This window comes from Bremerella volcania (assembly GCF_007748115.1).
Classification (GTDB): domain Bacteria; phylum Planctomycetota; class Planctomycetia; order Pirellulales; family Pirellulaceae; genus Bremerella; species Bremerella volcania.
In genome coordinates, this window is record NZ_CP036289.1 from 4,469,580 (window position 1) to 4,487,572 (window position 17,993).

Annotated in this window: 16 protein-coding genes; 7 read left to right on the top strand and 9 right to left on the bottom strand. The window is 57.2% G+C overall.

The window, feature by feature from the left end; translation table 11 throughout:
* Positions 1-33: 33 nt before the first annotated feature.
* Positions 34-1,095, top strand: a complete 1,062-nt coding sequence (gene purM, locus Pan97_RS17670) for a phosphoribosylformylglycinamidine cyclo-ligase (RefSeq protein WP_144974827.1) — start codon at positions 34-36, stop codon at positions 1,093-1,095.
* Here the strand turns inward: purM and Pan97_RS17675 are convergent.
* The 5 genes from Pan97_RS17675 to hflX form a co-directional block, all read right to left on the bottom strand.
* Positions 1,066-2,301, bottom strand: a complete 1,236-nt coding sequence (locus Pan97_RS17675; RefSeq protein ID WP_165698827.1) for an amidohydrolase family protein — start codon at positions 2,299-2,301, stop codon at positions 1,066-1,068. The genes purM and Pan97_RS17675 overlap by 30 nt on opposite strands.
* Positions 2,298-3,047, bottom strand: coding sequence for an RluA family pseudouridine synthase (locus Pan97_RS17680; RefSeq protein WP_144974831.1), 750 nt, complete (start codon positions 3,045-3,047; stop codon positions 2,298-2,300). The genes Pan97_RS17675 and Pan97_RS17680 overlap by 4 nt, the downstream gene beginning before the upstream one ends.
* Before the next feature lie 181 nt (positions 3,048-3,228).
* The gene (locus Pan97_RS17685) at positions 3,229-4,719 is read right to left on the bottom strand and encodes a Gfo/Idh/MocA family protein (RefSeq protein WP_144974833.1); all 1,491 of its coding nucleotides are present in this window, start codon (positions 4,717-4,719) and stop codon (positions 3,229-3,231) included.
* Between the two features lie 422 nt (positions 4,720-5,141).
* Entirely contained in the window at positions 5,142-5,924 is a 783-nt protein-coding gene (locus tag Pan97_RS17690; RefSeq protein WP_144974835.1) for an SDR family NAD(P)-dependent oxidoreductase, read from the bottom strand.
* A complete protein-coding gene (gene hflX / locus Pan97_RS17695; RefSeq protein WP_144974837.1) occupies positions 5,924-7,255 on the bottom strand; it encodes a GTPase HflX in 1,332 nt (443 codons plus the stop codon). Before hflX ends, Pan97_RS17690 begins: the two co-directional genes overlap by 1 nt.
* Before the next feature lie 305 nt (positions 7,256-7,560).
* Here hflX and Pan97_RS17700 point away from each other — a divergent pair, with 305 nt between their 5' ends.
* From Pan97_RS17700 to Pan97_RS17715, 4 genes are all read left to right on the top strand, one after another.
* Positions 7,561-8,484: a sugar phosphate isomerase/epimerase family protein gene (locus Pan97_RS17700; RefSeq protein ID WP_144974839.1), complete on the top strand. Its 924-nt coding sequence runs from the start codon at positions 7,561-7,563 to the stop codon at positions 8,482-8,484.
* A gap of 396 nt (positions 8,485-8,880) precedes the next feature.
* Positions 8,881-9,498: a toxin-antitoxin system HicB family antitoxin gene (locus Pan97_RS17705; protein WP_144974841.1), complete on the top strand. Its 618-nt coding sequence runs from the start codon at positions 8,881-8,883 to the stop codon at positions 9,496-9,498.
* Positions 9,499-9,858: 360 nt separating this feature from the next.
* Positions 9,859-10,194 (top strand): ATP-dependent Clp protease adaptor ClpS, encoded by a 336-nt coding sequence (locus tag Pan97_RS17710; protein WP_144974843.1) that lies wholly within the window; start codon positions 9,859-9,861, stop codon positions 10,192-10,194.
* 60 nt (positions 10,195-10,254) lie between these two features.
* Complete coding sequence (locus tag Pan97_RS17715) at positions 10,255-12,105, top strand: sulfurtransferase (RefSeq protein WP_196782142.1); 1,851 nt, start codon at positions 10,255-10,257, stop codon at positions 12,103-12,105.
* Here the strand turns inward: Pan97_RS17715 and Pan97_RS17720 are convergent.
* From Pan97_RS17720 to Pan97_RS17730, 3 genes are all read right to left on the bottom strand, one after another.
* Entirely contained in the window at positions 12,102-14,423 is a 2,322-nt protein-coding gene (locus Pan97_RS17720) for an ABC transporter permease subunit/CPBP intramembrane protease (protein ID WP_144974845.1), read from the bottom strand. The genes Pan97_RS17715 and Pan97_RS17720 overlap by 4 nt on opposite strands.
* A gap of 18 nt (positions 14,424-14,441) precedes the next feature.
* A complete protein-coding gene (locus tag Pan97_RS17725) occupies positions 14,442-15,191 on the bottom strand; it encodes an ABC transporter ATP-binding protein (protein ID WP_144974847.1) in 750 nt (249 codons plus the stop codon).
* 187 nt (positions 15,192-15,378) lie between these two features.
* On the bottom strand, positions 15,379-15,870 hold the full coding sequence (locus Pan97_RS17730) for an acetolactate synthase (RefSeq protein ID WP_144974849.1): 492 nt from the start codon (positions 15,868-15,870) through the stop codon (positions 15,379-15,381).
* A 144-nt stretch (positions 15,871-16,014) separates the two neighbouring features.
* On the opposite strand from Pan97_RS17730, the gene Pan97_RS17735 reads away from it, so the two are divergent.
* Positions 16,015-16,401, top strand: a complete 387-nt coding sequence (locus Pan97_RS17735) for an acyl-CoA thioesterase (protein WP_144974851.1) — start codon at positions 16,015-16,017, stop codon at positions 16,399-16,401.
* Here the strand turns inward: Pan97_RS17735 and Pan97_RS17740 are convergent.
* Positions 16,387-17,016 (bottom strand): phosphopantothenoylcysteine decarboxylase domain-containing protein, encoded by a 630-nt coding sequence (locus Pan97_RS17740; protein ID WP_144974853.1) that lies wholly within the window; start codon positions 17,014-17,016, stop codon positions 16,387-16,389. The two genes, Pan97_RS17735 and Pan97_RS17740, sit on opposite strands and share 15 nt — an antisense overlap.
* 72 nt (positions 17,017-17,088) lie before the next feature.
* Between Pan97_RS17740 and Pan97_RS17745 the strand changes: the two genes are divergently transcribed.
* Positions 17,089-17,973, top strand: coding sequence for a hypothetical protein (locus Pan97_RS17745; protein WP_144974855.1), 885 nt, complete (start codon positions 17,089-17,091; stop codon positions 17,971-17,973).
* Positions 17,974-17,993 lie beyond the last annotated feature (20 nt).

Below are 17,993 nucleotides of genomic sequence, written 5' to 3' on the forward strand. Positions count from 1 at the left end.
GACGCTAAACCCCCGTTTCGATTGACAACCATAATGGCAAAAGCCACCTACAAAGATGCCGGCGTCGACCTAGACGTTTACGCAGAATCGATGTCCCGTCTTCCCCGGTTGGTAAAGCGGACCTTCTCCCCCCGGGTGATGCAGCTAGACGGTGGTTTCGCAGGGCTCTTCAAACTCGACTTCGACAACGCTCTGTTCGCTCGAAAGTACGAAGACCCAGTCCTTATCTCGTGTACCGATGGCGTCGGCACGAAGATCAAGCTGGCCATCGACAGCGGCAAGCACGACACCGTTGGAATCGACCTGGTCGCCATGTGCGTGAACGATGCCATCTGCTGCGGGGCCGAACCCCTGTTTTTCCTCGACTACATTGCCATGGGGAAAGATGATCCGGAACTGCTGGAACAACTGGTCACCGGCATTACCAACGGCTGTGTCGATAGCGACTGCGCCTTGATCGGCGGCGAAACGGCGATCATGCCCGACTTGTACAAAATTGGCGATTACGACATGGCCGGCTTCTGCGTGGGCGTGGCCGACCGCAAGCATCTGATCGACGGCAAAGCGATTGCCGAGGGGGATGTGGTCCTGGGATTGTCCTCCAGCGGCGTGCACTCCAACGGCTTCAGCCTGGTTCGCAAGGTCGTCTTCGATATCGCCGGGCTGAGCCTGGACGATCACATCGAATCGCTCGGGGCGACGGTTGGCGAAACGCTTCTAACTCCGACCAAGATTTACGTTCAACCGGTTCGTAACGTTCTTTCCCATTACAAGATCAAGAACGTCGTTCACGGCATCGCCCATATCACCGGCGGTGGCTTGCAGGAAAACCTGGAACGCATCCTGCCTAAGAATGTCGACGTCGAAATCAAGAAGGGAAGTTGGCCGGAACTACCGGTCTTCCCGTGGATCCAGCAGTTGGGCGAGATCGAAGACGAAGAGATGGCTCGCGTCTTCAACATGGGCATCGGGCTGGTCGTGATTGTCAGCAGCTACTACGCCGCCAGTGTGCAGAAGATGCTGACCGAAGGTGGCTGCGACGTCTTCGAGTTGGGCAAGGTCACCTCAGGCAGTGGCAAGGTCGAGTTGCGTTAGACCAACTCCCAGGTTCCAAAGCCGCGGACGCTCGGCTAACATCGCGCTGAGAACATCGGGGCAATCGCTTCCGACATGAAATGCCGTGGCCATCGCTTTCTGTCCGGCATCGATCGTCCCGAAAGAGCCTTCCAACCCCAAAGCAAACGCCGCATCGCGGGTTACCATGGGCAATAGCTGCTCGGCCGGAATGTTGGGAAACGTCTGGGCAACGTGCTGCAACTCTGCCCACAAATCGAGGTCCGGCGACGAAGCCCTTGAGTCGGTCCCGAGTACTACGCGAATGCCATCGGCCAGTAGTGCTTCCATCGGATGGCGATCGTGATGAAAGTACGCGTGGGTACGCGGGCAATAGCAGACGCTCATCGTCTCTTGGTACTTTTTGAGTAGTGCGATCTCGGGCTCGGAAAGATAGTTGCCATGCACCACCATGGCCCGGTAGGCCGGGGCAAGATGCTCGATATACTCCGCCGGCTTCTTTCCGCCGGGAAAATCTTCTTCTCGGAACAATCCCATATGCTCGAGCATCATCCGAAACGGGCCGGTTCCCTTTTCAAGCAACTCAAGTTCCTCGAGAGACTCGGCCAGGTGCATCGCCAGGGGCAACTGATATTGCCGCGAAAGCTTGACGCACTCGTCGACAATTCCCATCCCGGCGGAATAAGGCGCATGGGGGCTTAGCCCAGCCGTGACGTTCTCGTGCGACCAGAGATAGACCGCATGCTCGCGAGCCTGGCCAAACCGCTCTTCTTTTCGCTCAGGATCCAGCCCAAGTATTTCCAGCATGGAAACGACCTGCACGTCGGGCCGATCGTAGGCGACTTCCATCAGCGGAAGCGTTGCGATCTCGCCAACAACTCCGACACCGTGTTCGGCGCACTGCTTGAGCCCGTGACGAATGGCTTGTGCCTTTTCGACTGCCAGGTCCTCGCCGAAGCCTTGCCGGTAGCGAATCACCTCCGTGATCCACTGCGGAAAGGTCATGCCCTGCGTTCCCAGGGGATGTTTTAAGTTGCTGAATTCGAGATGCGTGTGCGCGTTGACCAGCGCCGGCATGACGGCCCACTGGCTCAGGTCGACGGCGTCGTGCCAGATGCCTGTTTCTTCGATGCCGACGATGCGGTCGTCCTCGACCATCACCGTGGCATCCTGGATTGGGGCGCCACACATTGTGAAAAGCCAACCGACGCGATAGCGACGAATCATGAAGTCACCTCCCCTACCAATTGTTCCTTCAATTGCTGCCAGATACCCGATTCCCGCCAAGCCACGGGAAGCGGCGCGGTGATATCGACCTGCTCGTCCACCATCGGATGCCGAAACTGGAGCCGCCGAGCATGCAGCGCGATATGCTGATGTCGCACGTCTTCCACCTTCGGTCCGAATGCCTGCGAGGCCCCATAGAGTTCGTCCCCTAAAACAGGAAATCCCCGCGCCGAACATTGCAAACGGATTTGATGATAACGCCCCGTTCCCAGTTCGACTTCCAATAGGCTATGCGAATCGGTCTGGGCCAGCACACGGTAGGCAAGCCGAGCAGACTTAGCCCCTTCGACCGATGGTTCGACAATCTCTCCTTGGGCGACGTCGGGAATCTTCCGCACGTGATCGTTCCACTCCCCTGCCTGGCTTTCGACGCGACCTTCGACGATGGCCCAATAGGTTTTATGAACGGTACGCTCGCGAAACTGCGCGGCCAGACGCTGTGCAGCCCGAACGTTGCGGCAGAAGACGATCGCTCCCGACACCGGTCGATCGAGCCGGTGAATGATCGCCAGGTAGATGTTGCCCGTCTTCCGTTCGCGCTGCTTGATGAAGTCGCGCAGCTGCGTTTCCAGGTTGTCGATCCCCGGAGGCGCTTGCGTCAGCAGCCCTGCCTGCTTCTGCACGCAGATACACGGCCCCTTCTCGTAAAGGATGCGAAACGGCGGAGTGATCGTCGACGGATTCATGGGACCTATTATTTCTTGTCCCCTCTCCCTTCTCAAGGGAGAGGGCTAGGGTGAGGGTTGGTGAAGCGGGTACCAAGTTCGCCCCTCACCCTATCCCTCTCCCCCAAGGGGCGAGGGGACAAGAAATGGAAAACGCCAAGCAAATAGCTTGGCGTTTTCGCGTGTTGAACTATTCAGCCGGTTAGACCTTACCTTCGGCTGGGACTTCGAAGCCCTTGCGGTAGTCGCGGCTGAGGTACTGGTCGGCCTTTTCGTTGCCGATGAACGTTTCGCTCTTCGGATCGAAGGCCAGCATTGGGCCAAGCGTGACTCCTTCGCTGTCAATGTTCACGCCATTGTCACGAAGATGATCCTGAACGCGTTCCATGGTGGCACGGACGTTTTCAGTCGTCTTGATTGCTTCCATTCGTTCCAGGCATTCCGCTGGCGAAACCTGTTCGCCCATTTGGTACGAGATCAGCCCGGTATGGCACAGAGCGCTGGAAAGGTGACCTTCCAGGATGTCGCCGTTCAAGTGATCGACTTCACGGCTACGGACCGCTTCGACGAAGTTGTTGTAGTGGTTCTGGTCGCCACCACCGTTGAAGTCACGGATCTTGTTGCCATCCTTATCGAAGGCCGAACCGGAATGATACGTGGTCATCACGACGTAGCCATCGGTGCCTTCAAAGATCACGCCGATCTTCGAGCCCTTGTAGCTGACGCTGCTTTCCTTCAGCTTCTTGTCGTAAACCAGGCCGCGAACCTCGAAGACCAACGAACGATCACCGTAGTCGTGCACGACGACCTGGGTGTTCGGCGTGGTACCGGCGTCTTCGTAACCGAAACGACCACCGTAACTGATGACGGCGTTGCTCAGCTCATTCGCATTAAGGCCCCAACGCGCCAGGTCCATCTGGTGGATACCCTGGTTACCGAGGTCGCCGTTGCCAAACGGCATCTGCCAGTGCCAATCGTAGTGGAACTGCGGCCGAGTTACCGGCTGCATCTGAGCTGGGCCCAGCCACAGGTTGTAGTCGACCGTCTTCGGTGGTTCGTAGTTCCCCTTGGGTCCGATGCTCTTACGTGGCTTGTAGCACAGACCGCGGGCAACTTTCACGTCGCCGATCTTGCCGCTGTGAACGAACTCGATCGCTTCGATCATGCCCGGGTTCGACCGGCTTTGCGTACCGGCCTGGCAAATGCGTTCGTACTTGCGAGCCGCTTCCACCACTCGGCGACCTTCGCTCACGTTGTGGCTGACAGGCTTTTCGACGTACACATCCTTGCCGGCCTGGAGAGCCCAGATGGCTTGCAGCGAGTGGAGGTGGTTGGGCGTGGCGATCGAGACGATATCGACGGAAGGATCATCGAGAACCTTACGGATGTCTGTCTCAAACTTTGGCTTGTGACCATCCTGACGCTTGGCGACCCCTTCGACCTTGCTCTCGTGGAACTTCGAGTCGACATCGCATAGGTGCGTGATGATGATGTCGTCACGGTTGGTGAAGCCACCGATATGAGCATTGCCGCGGCCATTCAAACCGACGACGGCGACATGTAGTTTTTCGTTGGGGCTCTTGCTCTGCTTTTCGGCCGCGATCAACGAAGTGGGAGCCGCAAACGCAGCAGCTGCCGCGGCGGCAAACATGGAATCTTCGAGAAACTCGCGGCGAGTCTTGCGAATCGTCATGGCTTCAGGCCTTTGTGTTGAAAAAGAGTTGATGGGCGGTGGGAAGGGTGGGTGATCTTTGGGCACACTTCAAGGAAGCCTTCACGGCACGCAATCGATGGTGAACATGCCTGGAAAAGAGTGTCTCGGATCAAGCTTTCAAGATAACTAACCTTAAGGTTCCTGACAACTATTTCGGACTCGTTCTTCTCATCCAGAGAGGAACGAAAACACGCCGGCTACGAGACATAGGGATCGACTCAAAGCTATACGGGGTCAGCAGGCCCAAAGCTCACCCCTGATTTGCATCACGGAAACCGCCCCAGATGCTTCGATTCGAGGGCCGCTAAGAGAAGCCAAGAAGCCTGCCTCATTCGAGAATCGCCGAACAACACGACGTTTTCGACGCCTCAAAAACAAGGCCCGTTTTTGACTAGTCAAAATCAGCCAAGCTTGGCAACTGCCCAATCTGCAAGAGATGGCCACAGGCGATCCAAGAGAACCATCGCGTAGCCGGTTTTACTGGGAATGATTTCGTGCTTCCCGGTGCGAATCGCACGCAGGGCAGCAGCGGCAATGTCGTGGGGCGTTCGCGTGAACTTTCCCGTCGCGGGAGCCTTCCCCTTTTTCTCAATTACCGAGGAGGAAAACTCGCTACTGGTCGTGCTCGGACTGACCAAAATCACATCTATTCCTTTACTCGACAATTCAGCCCGCAGAGCATCACTAAAACCATGCAACGCGAACTTGCTAGCACAGTACTCGCTCTTCCCTGGAACAGCCCGGTGCGCGAGGATCGACGAGATGTTACAGATGGCTGGCGTTCGCCCCTTTTCGAGCATCGGCAGAAAGAGCCGAGTCAGCTCGACCGGGGCAAAGAAATTGACTTCCATCAACTGCCGCAGACGCTCCGGCGAGGCCTCGGCGAAGCTGCCGTAGGCGCCCACGCCGGCATTATTCACCAACACATCGAGTCCTTGATATTCATGCTGAGCCTTCTCCAGAAGCTTCTGACGCAGGGCCGGATCGGTGACGTCGCCGACCACGTATTTGGCGTCGGCGCCCTTGGCGTGAACCACTTCCAGAAGCTCGTCCAGGCGGTCTTCACGACGGGCCGTAAGCAGCAGTTTCGCGCCCGCCTCCGCCGCGAGAATCGCCAAGGCGCGACCAATCCCCGAAGACGCGCCGGTGATTAAAATCCGAAGGCCAGCCAGCTTCCGCCGCATTAGGCGACATCCCCCACGGCGCCTGATTCTTCCGACTCGGAAGTGTACTCGTAAGGGCGAATCACCGCGTCGGGATTCTGGTTTTCGATACGCCCCAAATGGGCGGTCGGAATGCGGCAATGCACGTACAGCTTTTCGTTGCCGTATCGCTTGGAAACGATCTCGCCGTTCTTGGCCAGGTAGGCCACCAACTTGCCGTTGTCGACCGACGCTTCGATCTCGACGTCCGAGAACGATTTACTCAGCGCATCACTCACCGCGATGGCCAGTTTGTCGAGCCCTTCCCGCGATACAGCGCTGACGGAAACCGCATAAGGAAAGCGGGCTTGAAGCTGCTCTAATCGTCGAGAATCCTCGATCCGATCGATCTTGTTCATAACCAAAAGAGTGCTCTTCTGATCGATCCCGATTTCGGCCAAAACATCATTCACGGCGGCAATTTGCTGCTCGGCTTCCGGGTTGCTCGCGTCGGCCACGTGCAGCAGAAGATCAGCCTGATTGGCCTCTTCCAGCGTGGCCTTAAACGAAGCGATCAAACGGTGGGGCAGGTCGCGAATGAAACCGACCGTATCGCTCAACAAGACCGGTCCCCAGTGCGGCAATCGCCAGCGCCGAGTGCGTGTATCGAGCGTGGCGAACAGCATGTCGGCAGACAGCACCTGAGCCGATGTCAACGCGTTCATCAGCGTACTTTTACCGGCATTGGTATAGCCAACCAGGCTGATCGTCATCGACTCTTTTCGAGCGGCCACTTCCCGCTCGCGACGCTTGGCCACTTTGTCCAAATCGTCCTTCAAATCGCGAATGCGTTTCTCGACCAAACGGCGGTCGACTTCCAACTGCTTTTCACCAGGGCCACGCATCCCGACGCCCATCTTGATACGGTCCAAGTGGGACCACATTCGCTTCAGCCGAGGCAGCGAATATTCAAGCTGAGCCAACTCAACCGCCAGGCGCGATTCAAGCGTTTGGGCATGGGTCGCGAAGATGTCGAGAATAAGCTCGGTGCGATCGATCACCTTACGTTTGGTTTCCCGCTCCAAGTTTCGGGTCTGCCCTGGCGAAAGCTCGTTATCGAAGATAATCACGTCGGCTTCCGACGCTTCGGCGCACAGCGACAGCTCCTCGATCTTTCCCTTGCCCAGATAGGTCCCCGGATCTGGCTTTTCGCGCCTTTGCGTCAGCTTGCCCACCACGGTCGTTCCGGCCGTGGTGGCCAATCCGTCGAGTTCTTCCAGCGGATCGTCGGAGTACTGAATCGACGGATCCAACAACTTAACCAGAATGGCATTTTCCTGAGCGACGCTCTGTTTGCGATCTCGTTCTGTCACAAGCGGTGCCTGTTTTTCCTTTCGTTGACCAGTGCCGCCCCAGGGACATGACTTGCGGCACAGGGACCCTTCACAACCGCTGAAACCTTGCCAGCGGGCTTCCCCTTAATTCTAACCCGCCCCATGGCCATAGCGAAGGTGCATTTACACCCCCTAATGGCAAGAATCCCTGACGTTCCATCAGCTATTTTCGCACGTTTTCCCGCGGGGAATAGTCGCGATATGCTCCGTCTTCTAAACTAGACTAGAGGTTTAACCTTGCCGAAAGTTCACTCTTAACCCACCACCTTCTGAGGAAGACACCCATGCAACGGCATCTCGGTCGACGTCAATTCCTTCAATCGATGGCCGCCACCAGCGCCGCATTGACCCTCGGCCCACACCTTCTCGCCGCCGATGCGGACAAGAAAGCCCCATTCAAGATCTCGCTGGCCCAGTGGTCGCTGCATCGCACGATCCGTAGCGGAAAACTCGACAACCTCGACTTCGCCAAAACGGCCAAGGAAGAATGCGGCATCGAAGCCATCGAGTACGTCAACCAGTTCTTCAAGGACAAAGCCAAGGACGAAAAGTACCTGGCCGAAATGAACAAGCGAGCCGCCGACAATGGCGTCAAGCAGTTGCTGATCATGGTCGACGGTGAAGGCGCGTTGGGGGACCCGAATGAAGCCAAACGCAAGCAAGCCGTAGAAAACCACTACAAATGGGCCGAAGCAGCCAAGACACTCGGTGGCCACTCGATCCGTGTGAATGCCCAAAGTGGTGGTAGCTACGAAGAACAGATCAAGCTGGCCGCCGATGGCCTGTCCCGGTTGAGCGAGTTCGCCAAGGGGCTGGGCTTGAACGTGATCGTGGAAAACCACGGCGGTCTGTCGTCCAACGGCCAGTGGCTCGCTTCGGTGATGAAGACCGTCGACATGGACAACTGCGGCACGCTGCCAGACTTCGGCAACTTCCGCGTCAGCAAAGACGAAATGTACGATCGCTACAAAGGAGTCGACGAGTTGATGCCATACGCCAAGGCCGTCAGCGCCAAGTCCCATCAATTCAATGAAGAAGGCCTGGAAACCAACACCGACTTCTTCAAGATGATGGACATCGTCGTCAACAAGCATGGCTATCACGGCTATGTCGGCGTCGAATGGGAAGGTGGCAACCCCGGCGAGATCGAAGGGATCATCCTGACCCGCAAGCTCCTGGAAAAGTGCGCCCAGAAGCTAGCATCCTAGTTCGGGTGCCATACCCACAGTCCTCCTGCATCAAACCCCGTGGCGACATCGCCTCGGGGTTTTTCTTTTGCGCGAAACCCCTGAGAAAACCCGCTTCACGAAACTATTTGGAACTATTTCCGAAAAAATTAACCGGTCTCCAAAGGACATCTTCCTCCATGCGACTTTCGGCCCTGCTTAATTCTTAAGCACGACCACCCTTGCCCAAAAAAGTCGCGTCACTGCATCTAGTTTGTGCATGCATTGCTGTCAGTCGTAAGTGCTTGCACTGCAGTCACTTCTACGCTGGTCTTGACTCGAAACACAAGATTCTGGCATACCGTTACACATCGCGTGGCGAACATAGCCACGACGGTGTCCAAAGTCCTCAGTCGTTTCCAGGAAGGAGCCTCGCAGATGTCCCAATTCAACCAAGGCAATTCGTACCCGCAGTCGCAGCCAGCACCGCGTCCGGTTTACCCAAACACCACCTTCCCACCGCAGCAGCACAGCCAGCCGCAGTATCACTCGCAGCAGCCAGCAGCCAGTGACGGCGCCTACGCTACCTCGCGTCCAACCTTCACCGGCACGCCGCAAGCTCCGGTTCAACCAGCCGCTCCGGCCGGCCCAGCGCTGAACGTCGCCCCGACCGCCACCTTCGACGAAAAGAAGGCCGAGTGCGTCCGTATCGCTCGCGACTTCTTCCGTGGCGTTCCGGATTGGGTTACTTACTTCCGTGAGATCCTGGGGGTTGAAGGCGTTGTTCATCGCCTGTTCCCGCAGCCGGAAGAGTTCACCAAGTTTGAACAGTCCGAAGAGTACAGCGAAATCCAGCTGATGATCGTCAAGCTTCGTGAACGCACCAACGTGCAGAACGAATCGAAGGAGCCAACCCGCGTGATCACCGTGCGTCTGCCCAAGAGCCTGCACGAATCGCTTCGCGTGGAAGCTCACTCGCGACGCACCAGCATGAACAAGCTGTGCATCTCGAAGCTGCTGCAGGTCATCGACGACTCGATGATCCCGAATGACTAAGCTCCCGGGCCGCCTGGGGCCGCATCGCGGGTGAGCATGCGGCCCGGCTCGATTCGAGAAAACCCAGCCAGGTGGAACGATCCGCAAGTTGGATGGTCAGCGCCACCAGGCAATAAACGCGCTCAAACGCGCCGCCGATGCGTGATGATTCCCATCCGCGCAGGGGTGGCCGCGCACTTGAATTCGATTGCGGCTGAGGACGAAAAGGGCCTGGCATTTTCGCGGAGCGAACCTGCCGGCCCTTTTTTTGTGTCCTTTCGCGGATAGCCGAGCATTGATTTCCTTTGGCAGTAGCCAAAATGGATATTACAACGATAGTTATCGTTGGACGCATTTTTTCCCCGGCAGCATTAAAAAAACATGAGCAGCGAAGATACGGTCGTCGCCACCCCTGAATCGATCGTCGAGAACAAACCCCGGCGCCAGCCGCCCTACGGCGTCATTCTGCATAACGACGACATCAACACGTTTGAATTCGTCATCGAGACCTTGCGTAAGGTCTTTGGCTACGAATTGGAGAAATGCTTTCTTCTGACCCAGGAAGCCCACGAACGAGGCCGAAGTCTCCTCTGGAGCGGTACCCTGGAAGGTGCCGAACTGAAGCGGGACCAGGTCATCTCGCGCGGTCCAGACCCCGTGATGAAAGCCAAAGGAGCCCTTCCCCTGCGTGTCACGCTGGAAGAAATGCCTCAATAGCGGCGAGTTCCCGTTTCTCCCCCGTTTGCGAAAATCGGGTTACCAAAGATAATTTGCGGTATGAATACGACAACCGCCATGCCCGATGCCGGGCCTGTTCTGAACATTTCGTCCTATCTTTTCGCATCCTTGTCGGATTTGAAGCCGATGCGGGACGCGTTGCGCCGGCTTTGTAAGCGACTCGACCTGCGCGGAACGATTCTGCTGAGCACCGAAGGGATCAATCTCTTCGTGGCCGGCCCCGAAGAGAGCGTTCAGAAACTGCTCGATGCGCTCCGCAAGATTCCCGGTCTCGAAAAGTTGGAAGCGAAGGAAAGCTTTACCAGCTACCAGCCGTTTCGCCGGATGCTGGTGAAGATCAAGAAAGAGATCATCGCGTTTGGCATTGATGGCATCGAGCCTGCCGAGCGGACCGCTCCCAAGCTTCCGCCGCGGCAGCTCAAGCAGTGGCTCGACGAAGGGAAGCCGCTGATGCTGTACGACGTGCGCAACGACTACGAAGTGAAAGTCGGTACGTTTGAGAACGCAGTGCCTGCCGGGATCGATACGTTCCGCGATTTTCCCAAAGCGGTCGCCAGTCTTCCCGAAGACGCCAAGAACACGCCGGTGGTCATGTTCTGTACCGGGGGCATCCGCTGCGAAAAGGCCGGTCCGTTCATGGAGCAGGCCGGCTTTAGCGAGGTGTACCAGTTGGAAGGTGGCATCCTGAAGTATTTCGAGCTGGTTGGCGGCGATCACTACCAAGGAGACTGTTTCGTCTTTGATCAACGCGTCGCCGTCGATCCACGGCTGCAAGAGTCGGCCGTGGCCCAGTGCTTCGTCTGCCAGACTCCCCTGACGACCGAAGAACAAAACTCGCCGCTGTATGTTCCTGGCGAGTCGTGCCCTCACTGCTTCAAGTCGGCCCAGGAAACGATGGCCGAAGTGGTCGCCAAGCGGCAAGCCAAGCTGAAAGAAGTGACCACGCCCCTGCCCGGCAGCATCCCTTACACCAACACGCGGCGCCTGTTTGTTTCGTCCGAGCAAAAAGGAAAGATGCTGTACGAGGTGTTTGCCGAAAAAGTCCCGGCCGCCTCCCAGGGTTTCTGGGAGAAGATGGTCGAGCAAAAGCTGCTGGTCGAAGTCATTCACCATCAGGACGAACGCCTCGTCGAGTATCGCGCCGCCGACCCGACCGTTCCCCTGGTCGCCGGCCAACTATTCGAGCAGCGCTATCCCGGCACCACCGAACCGGACGTCAGTACTGACATTCAAATCCTTTACGAAGACTCGGGGCTGATCGTCGTCAGCAAGCCCGCCCCACTGCCGATGCATCCGTGCGGCCGCTTCAATAAGAATTCGCTGATCAGCTTCCTGGAACAGGTTTACCATCCGCAGAAGCTCCGGATTGCTCATCGCCTGGATGCCAACACGACTGGCGTGGCGATTCTCTCGCGCACCAGCGCGGTTGCTCGCCAGGTTCAGCCGCAGTTCGAGCAAGGTAAAGTCGAGAAGCGTTACCTGGCACTCGTGCACGGGCACCCACCGCAAGACGAGTTCGTCTGCGACCAGCCGATTGGAACTTCCCGCGTCACCGGCGGTGGCCGCCGCGTCGAAGAAGGTGGCCAGCCATCGCGAACCGATTTCGTCGTTCGCAAGCGTTTTGCCGACGGAACGGCCCTGTTGGAAGTCTCCCCCAAGACAGGCCGAACCAATCAGATTCGACTGCACATCTGGCACCTCGGCTTCCCCATCGTCGGCGATCCGATGTATCAGCAAGGGGGCGTCATGCAGCAGAAGCAGACGCTCGACGTCGACGAACCACCGATGTGTCTGCATGCCTGGGAAGTTCGTTTCCGTCACCCGCAAACCGCCGAGATGGTGACCTTCCAGGCCCCGGCCCCCGCTTGGGCAAACGCTGCTCAGCACTAAGAAGACGGGCTACTATCCTTGCGGCTGCCCATCGCCGAGCGGAATACGCCCTGGTGGTTGAGTGCTTCCTGTCGGCGTTCCTCAGAAGAGAGTTCCGCTGGCATGCGAGCAAACACGCCTACCAGCGCCACCGCACCGATCCCGCAGAGAAAAACGAGCAGCGGTTGATACCGGGCTTCTCCTGGCATCTCGGTAGCCGTGGCGACAAGCACCTTCAGCCACGGATTGGCCTCGATCGTCTCCGTTGTGATCATCCCCTGGGCGAACACCAGGCTGTTGTGCGTGGCATGAAACAGGATTGCTGGAAGTAGACTTCGCGTCTGAACGGCGAGGAAGCCAATCATCAGCCCGAAGATCGTCGCGGGGATCGACTGCTGTAGAATGCCATGCAGCAGTCCGAAAAAGATCGCCGAGATCGCGATCGCCGCCCACTTGTGTCCTATATGTCGCATGCCGGAAAGGATGAACCCACGACAGGCAAACTCTTCGCAAATCGCCGGCAAAATGGCAAAGAGCAGGAAGATTCCAACAATCGGAAGTTCGGCCGTGCTGCCGAGCATGTCCTGCAATTGATCCTGCAGTTCCTGCGACATCGGAATCGTGTTCTGAATGATATCCCGCAGGTAGATGGCGTAGGGATGCAAACAGACGGCTAGTGCCGGTGCCATCAAGCAGGCCGCATAGACGCGTGCATCGAGTAGCCGTAGCGAGAAGGTCTTTTTCACACTGCGCGTGAACACGAACGCCGCGACGAGCACCGGCAGCAGAATCAAGCCGATCTGATTGGTCAGCATGTACTGCACCAGCGAAGCCAAGCTCAGCTTGCCATCCGGCCCAGGGACCGGCATCACGAATTTGCCGACCATGTGCGGTAGCGCCAGTAGGACGATGCCCATCACAAACGCTCCGGCCGCCGACGGCGTATCCTGGCGATCGCGCCACATCTTCCGGAGCCAGGCCTGGAGGCTGAACCGTTCGCTCTCGCGGAACAGGACCGACTCGTTATTGAATTGATCGATCGCCCAGCGAATGGCCACCCAAATACAAAACGCCGTCACACCGAGTACCGGCAGTGTGTAGGTCGCTGCCTTGGCGTAGTCCCCTTCCATCAAAGCTTTGAGCAGAAACGACATGCCGCTCACTGGAATCAGGGACGTACCGAAGGTCAGCTCGGTATCCGGCAGCACCGGCAAGACGACCAGCGGCAAGTTGAGCATCAACAGAGGAAGCAGGTAATATTGCCCTTCCTTGCTGCTGCGAGCCATCGTGGCAATCGCTAGCGCCAAGGCACTGAACAGCGCGGCCATCGGAATGAGCGCCAAGAACAACCAGCCCAGCGACCAGATCGGCGGTGGGCCGAAATTGATGCGCGAGGCCATTTCGCCGCCGCTCACTTGTCCCATGACGAAACTAGCCGTGAATCCCATACTCGCCAGGTTCAACACGCTGGTCGCAATGCTGAAGGTCATAATCGCCAATAGCTTGCCGGCCACAATCTCGGACCGCAGCGCGGGGCTCGATAACAACGTTTCGAGCGTGCCTCGCTCTTTCTCGCCGGCACATAAGTCGATCGCGGGATAAAACGCCCCGGTCAGTGCCCAGATGACGACGATGAACGGAAAGATCTTCGCCCAGAGGTAGGAAGACTGATCGAGCGGCTTCTCCGATAAGTCGAGCGTGCCAAAGCTGAACGGATCAGTAATCACCGCCGGCACATCGTTGGCTTCCAGGTTGTGCTGGATCAGCTTCTCGCGCCACGAATGCAAGATCTGCCGCAGTCGGCCGTCGGCCAGCTTCGAGCGTTCATCCGACGAGTTGGTGATTAGCTGAGGCGAGGGAAACTCGGCGACGGAATCTTTGTCGTTCTTTTCGTCCTGAAAGCTTTCCATCCGCTCTTTGAACCCAGGCGGAAAGTAGATGATCGCATCGAGCTTGTCGGCCTGGAGCGTTTCTTTGGCCGTCTTCTCGACCACGCCAGGGTCAACCGACGCCTCGGTCGCTTCAATTTCGAAACGGCTTGTCACGCCGGCATCTTTCAGGAGGCTTGGTGAAAACTCGTACCTGGAATCGTCGCCAAGTTCCCCTTCTTCCTGAACGGAAGGAACAAACAGGTCCGGCGTACCGGGCAGTTCGTTCAGGCCAATCACGCGCAGCCGCGTCGGATGCGTCTGGCGGAACTGCATTACCTGCAACACCATCAGCCCCATCAATGGATACAAAAGGACCGGCAAACCAATCACGGAGAAGAGCGTGCGGCGATCACGCGCCTGATCACGCAGCTCTCGTTTAAGAATCAGTTTGACGTTATCCCAATTCATTCCTGGCTCTCGCTACCGTTAGTTGGCGATTCCATCCGGCTCGCCGATCAGATGAAAGAATAGTTCTTCCAGATCAGGCTGGTTGTATTCGGTACGTAACTGATCGATGGTTCCTTCGGCGAGGATCTTCCCGCGATTCATGATGGCGACCTTGTCGCACAGCTTCTCGACTTCCCGCATGATGTGCGAAGAGAAGATGATGCACTTCCCTTGGTCGCGCAGTTCCGAGATCAACTGCACCAAAGCCCGAGCGACGAACACATCGAGTCCCAGGGTCGGTTCGTCGAAGATCAACACCGGCGGATCATGTACCAGTGCCCGGGCAATGGAAACCTTTTGCTTCATGCCGGTCGACATCTTCGCCCCCAGCACGTCGCGAATCTCGCGCATCCCCAGACGATGAAACAACTCTTCCATCCGGTCGTGCAACTCGTCATCCGGCAGGCCGTACAGCTTGCCGAAGTATTCCACCATTTCCCAGGCAGTCATCCGGTCGTATACGGCCGTGTTGGCCGACATGAAACCGATCTTATGCCGCACCATGGCCGGTTCGGTGGTGACGTCGTACCCGGCGATCTTGACGGTCCCGGAAGTTGGTTCGAGAACCGTACTCAGAATGCGAAGCGCCGTCGTCTTGCCCGCGCCGTTGGGACCCAGCAGCCCGAAAATCTCGCCCGGCATCGCAAAGAAGCTGATGTGATCCACTGCCGTGAATTTTCCGAGTTGGAGATCGTCGTACGACTTGACGAGATCACGAACATGAATCATGCGGCTGCCAGTGTCCGGTGGCGGGGTGATGGATACGGATAACTTCCGATAGATCTTGCAGTGAATTCTATCGGACAAAGCCTCATCGATGGCACCCTGGCAGAAGGTTCGCCGTCGAGAAGCCCACTTCTCAGACCTGCTGGCGCGATTTTAACGGTTTTTTTGCAGAGAGGGCCCTACGAAAGAACTAGTCGTCGAACTTCAAGTCGTCCTCAGTAAGGACCTTGAAGTTCCGTGACAAAAGGGTATCCATCGCGATGTCGGCGTTATCAACCATTAAGGCCACGGCAGCCCGATTGTTGGGCGTATACAGAAGAGGATAAGCCTGAACGATATTCACTTCCGATTGAAGCAGCGCCGTGCAAACCCGCAAGAGGGGCTGCTTCTCGGCAGGCAGTTCGACGCCGATCAGGTCCGATTCGATCAGCGCCAGACCGGCTCGCTCCAGAATCTCGCGTCCCCCTTCGGGATCGCTCAGCAGGAACCGAACAAAGCAACACTCGGTCGCATCGTTAATGGAAAGAGCGACAATGCGGACATTGCTCCCTTCAAAACGGCGGACGATCTCTAGCAGTTGCCCGACGCGGTTTTCCAGAAAGACGGTGAACTGGCGAAGCGAGGGGTAATCGCGACCTCGCATGGTGCTGAAACTGGTACCGGAGCCGGCTCCCGTACTCATAGTGCCCCAATCATGCTAAAACGAAATTGGCAGATAACAATCGCAACTATAAAAAAGGCTTAGGGTTCGGTCAATCTTTGCCCCAACAGGTGGGGGAGGTGACCGCGACCCATTCGCCAAGACCGACCTACGAAGTAACGGAACATGCTGACAGAGCACACCATTGAGGTTCGCGTTCGCTACCAGGAAACCGACGCCCAGGGACGCGTTCATCATGCCAACTATATCACCTACTTCGAGTTGGCCCGGACCGAAATGCTGCGTGCCGGTGGTTTCAACTACAAACGAATGGAGGCCGAAGGCACCCTGTTGGTCGTTCGCGACGTCGAGTGCCGTTATCACTTGCCCGCCGAATTCGACGACCTGCTGCATGTCAGCGTGAAAACGGTGAAAGCCAAGGGAGCCCGGATCGAACTGGCATACGAGATCCGCCGCGACGATGATCTGATCGTCGAAGGCAAAACGCTGCTGGCCTGCATTACCCGCGAAGGGAAACCAACGCGTATTCCCGATGTTCTACGTTTGGATTAGCCGCTGGCCGACGATCTGCATGATCTGCACCGCCACCTCCGGCTTGCTCCCCTTGAGCGTCGCCACCACGCTGCCATCCTTGGCCAGCACCTCGACGTGATTCCCTTCGCTGTTCATCGCCTCCGGCCCGTTCAAGATCATCAGATCACAGCTCTTCTTTTCGAGCTTCGTCAGGGCCCGGAAGCGACGGTCTTCCGTTTCCAAGGCGAAGCCAACCACCCAGCGATCCTTCTTCTCGGCACCCAGCGTCGCCACCACATCCGGCGTTTCGATCAGTTGCAGCACCAGCGGCTGACCCGTCTTGGCGATCTTTTGCCCCAGTACGAACTCGGGTCGATAGTCACACGGGGCAGCCACGCCGATGAGTCCTTCGCAGTGCTCGAACTGTTCTCGGGCCGCCGCTAGCATCTCGTCGGTCGTATCGACCCAATGAACGGTTGCTTGGCTGGGGTAGGTAATGGAAACCGGTCCCGAAACAATGACTACTTCATGACCGGCAGCCAAGGCCGCTTCGGCTAGGCTGCATCCCATTCGCCCACTGGAAGCGTTGGTCAGATAGCGGACAGGATCGATGTATTGTCGGGTCGGTCCCGAGGTCAGAAGAATGCGGGCCATGGGGCTTGTCGAGTATGATGGGACGTGATGGTAATCCTTCAATCGTACCGTTAACCCAGATCGTGACTACCAGTGAACACACGCTGCATCCTACTATTAGTCCTGGTTTTCCTGGGAAATACTGGCTCAGCGACCGCAGCAGAGTGGGTCTATCTCGATAACGACTACTTGCGGATCGGCGTCGATAAATCGCGAGGAGCCTGCATCGGATACTTCGCCCCCAAACGCTCGCAAGAGAACCTACTGGATCACTTCGACACCGGTCGCTTCATTCAACAGTCGTACTACGGCGACCCGGACGATTCGAAGTGGGTCGACAAGCCGTGGGTCTATAATCCCGTCCAGGGAGGCTCTTACAAAAACCTGGCCAGCGAAGTGAGTGAGTTTCGTAGCGACGATAAAACTCTCTTCGCCAAGATTACGCCCCGCAACTGGGCCGGTGGTCAGCTGCTCGGCGAAGTCACGATGACTGAAACCATCACGCTGGAAGATTACTTCGCGAAGATCGAGTTCCAGATGAACTACGACGGAACAAAAACACACAAGCCAAGACATCAAGAGCTGCCAGCGGTATTCGTACGCCCGGAGTACGACACGCTCGTCACGTATAACGGCGACGCACCATGGACTGGTGCGGAGCTGACCCGTCGGAAACCAGGCTTTCCGAATGAATCAGTCACCATGACCGAGAACTGGGTTGCCTATGTGAATAAGGACGATATCGGCGTTGGCATCTATGTCCCTGGTATCGAGAACGCCACATGCTATCGCTATCAAGAGGCCAACTCGGCGTGCTCGTATGTTGCCCCGATCAAGACGTTCGCTTTGACGCCGGGACTCAAGCACCAATACACCGTCTATTTGACATGCGGATCGATCGAGCAGATCCGCCTGCGTTTTAAGGTGCTCCACGCTAGCAGCGATGATTCCGCGAGTAAGCCAGCATCTTCAAACTAGCCTTGACCCAGCCGCGGGTG

Excerpts from the sequence above, each read along its gene's own strand:
- Pan97_RS17710 (WP_144974843.1), top strand. The coding sequence starts at position 9,859 with ATGAGCAGCGAAGATACGGTCGTCGCCACCCCTGAATCGATCGTCGAG.
- Pan97_RS17735 (WP_144974851.1), top strand. The coding sequence starts at position 16,015 with ATGCTGACAGAGCACACCATTGAGGTTCGCGTTCGCTACCAGGAAACC.
- Pan97_RS17705 (WP_144974841.1), top strand. The coding sequence starts at position 8,881 with ATGTCCCAATTCAACCAAGGCAATTCGTACCCGCAGTCGCAGCCAGCA.
- Pan97_RS17685 (WP_144974833.1), bottom strand. The coding sequence starts at position 4,719 with ATGACGATTCGCAAGACTCGCCGCGAGTTTCTCGAAGATTCCATGTTT.
- Pan97_RS17690 (WP_144974835.1), bottom strand. The coding sequence starts at position 5,924 with ATGCGGCGGAAGCTGGCTGGCCTTCGGATTTTAATCACCGGCGCGTCT.
- Pan97_RS17725 (WP_144974847.1), bottom strand. The coding sequence starts at position 15,191 with ATGATTCATGTTCGTGATCTCGTCAAGTCGTACGACGATCTCCAACTC.
- Pan97_RS17730 (WP_144974849.1), bottom strand. The coding sequence starts at position 15,870 with ATGAGTACGGGAGCCGGCTCCGGTACCAGTTTCAGCACCATGCGAGGT.
- Pan97_RS17700 (WP_144974839.1), top strand. The coding sequence starts at position 7,561 with ATGCAACGGCATCTCGGTCGACGTCAATTCCTTCAATCGATGGCCGCC.
- Pan97_RS17675 (WP_165698827.1), bottom strand. The coding sequence starts at position 2,301 with ATGATTCGTCGCTATCGCGTCGGTTGGCTTTTCACAATGTGTGGCGCC.
- Pan97_RS17715 (WP_196782142.1), top strand. The coding sequence starts at position 10,255 with ATGAATACGACAACCGCCATGCCCGATGCCGGGCCTGTTCTGAACATT.
- Pan97_RS17720 (WP_144974845.1), bottom strand. The coding sequence starts at position 14,423 with ATGAATTGGGATAACGTCAAACTGATTCTTAAACGAGAGCTGCGTGAT.
- Pan97_RS17680 (WP_144974831.1), bottom strand. The coding sequence starts at position 3,047 with ATGAATCCGTCGACGATCACTCCGCCGTTTCGCATCCTTTACGAGAAG.
- Pan97_RS17740 (WP_144974853.1), bottom strand. The coding sequence starts at position 17,016 with ATGGCCCGCATTCTTCTGACCTCGGGACCGACCCGACAATACATCGAT.
- purM (WP_144974827.1), top strand. The coding sequence starts at position 34 with ATGGCAAAAGCCACCTACAAAGATGCCGGCGTCGACCTAGACGTTTAC.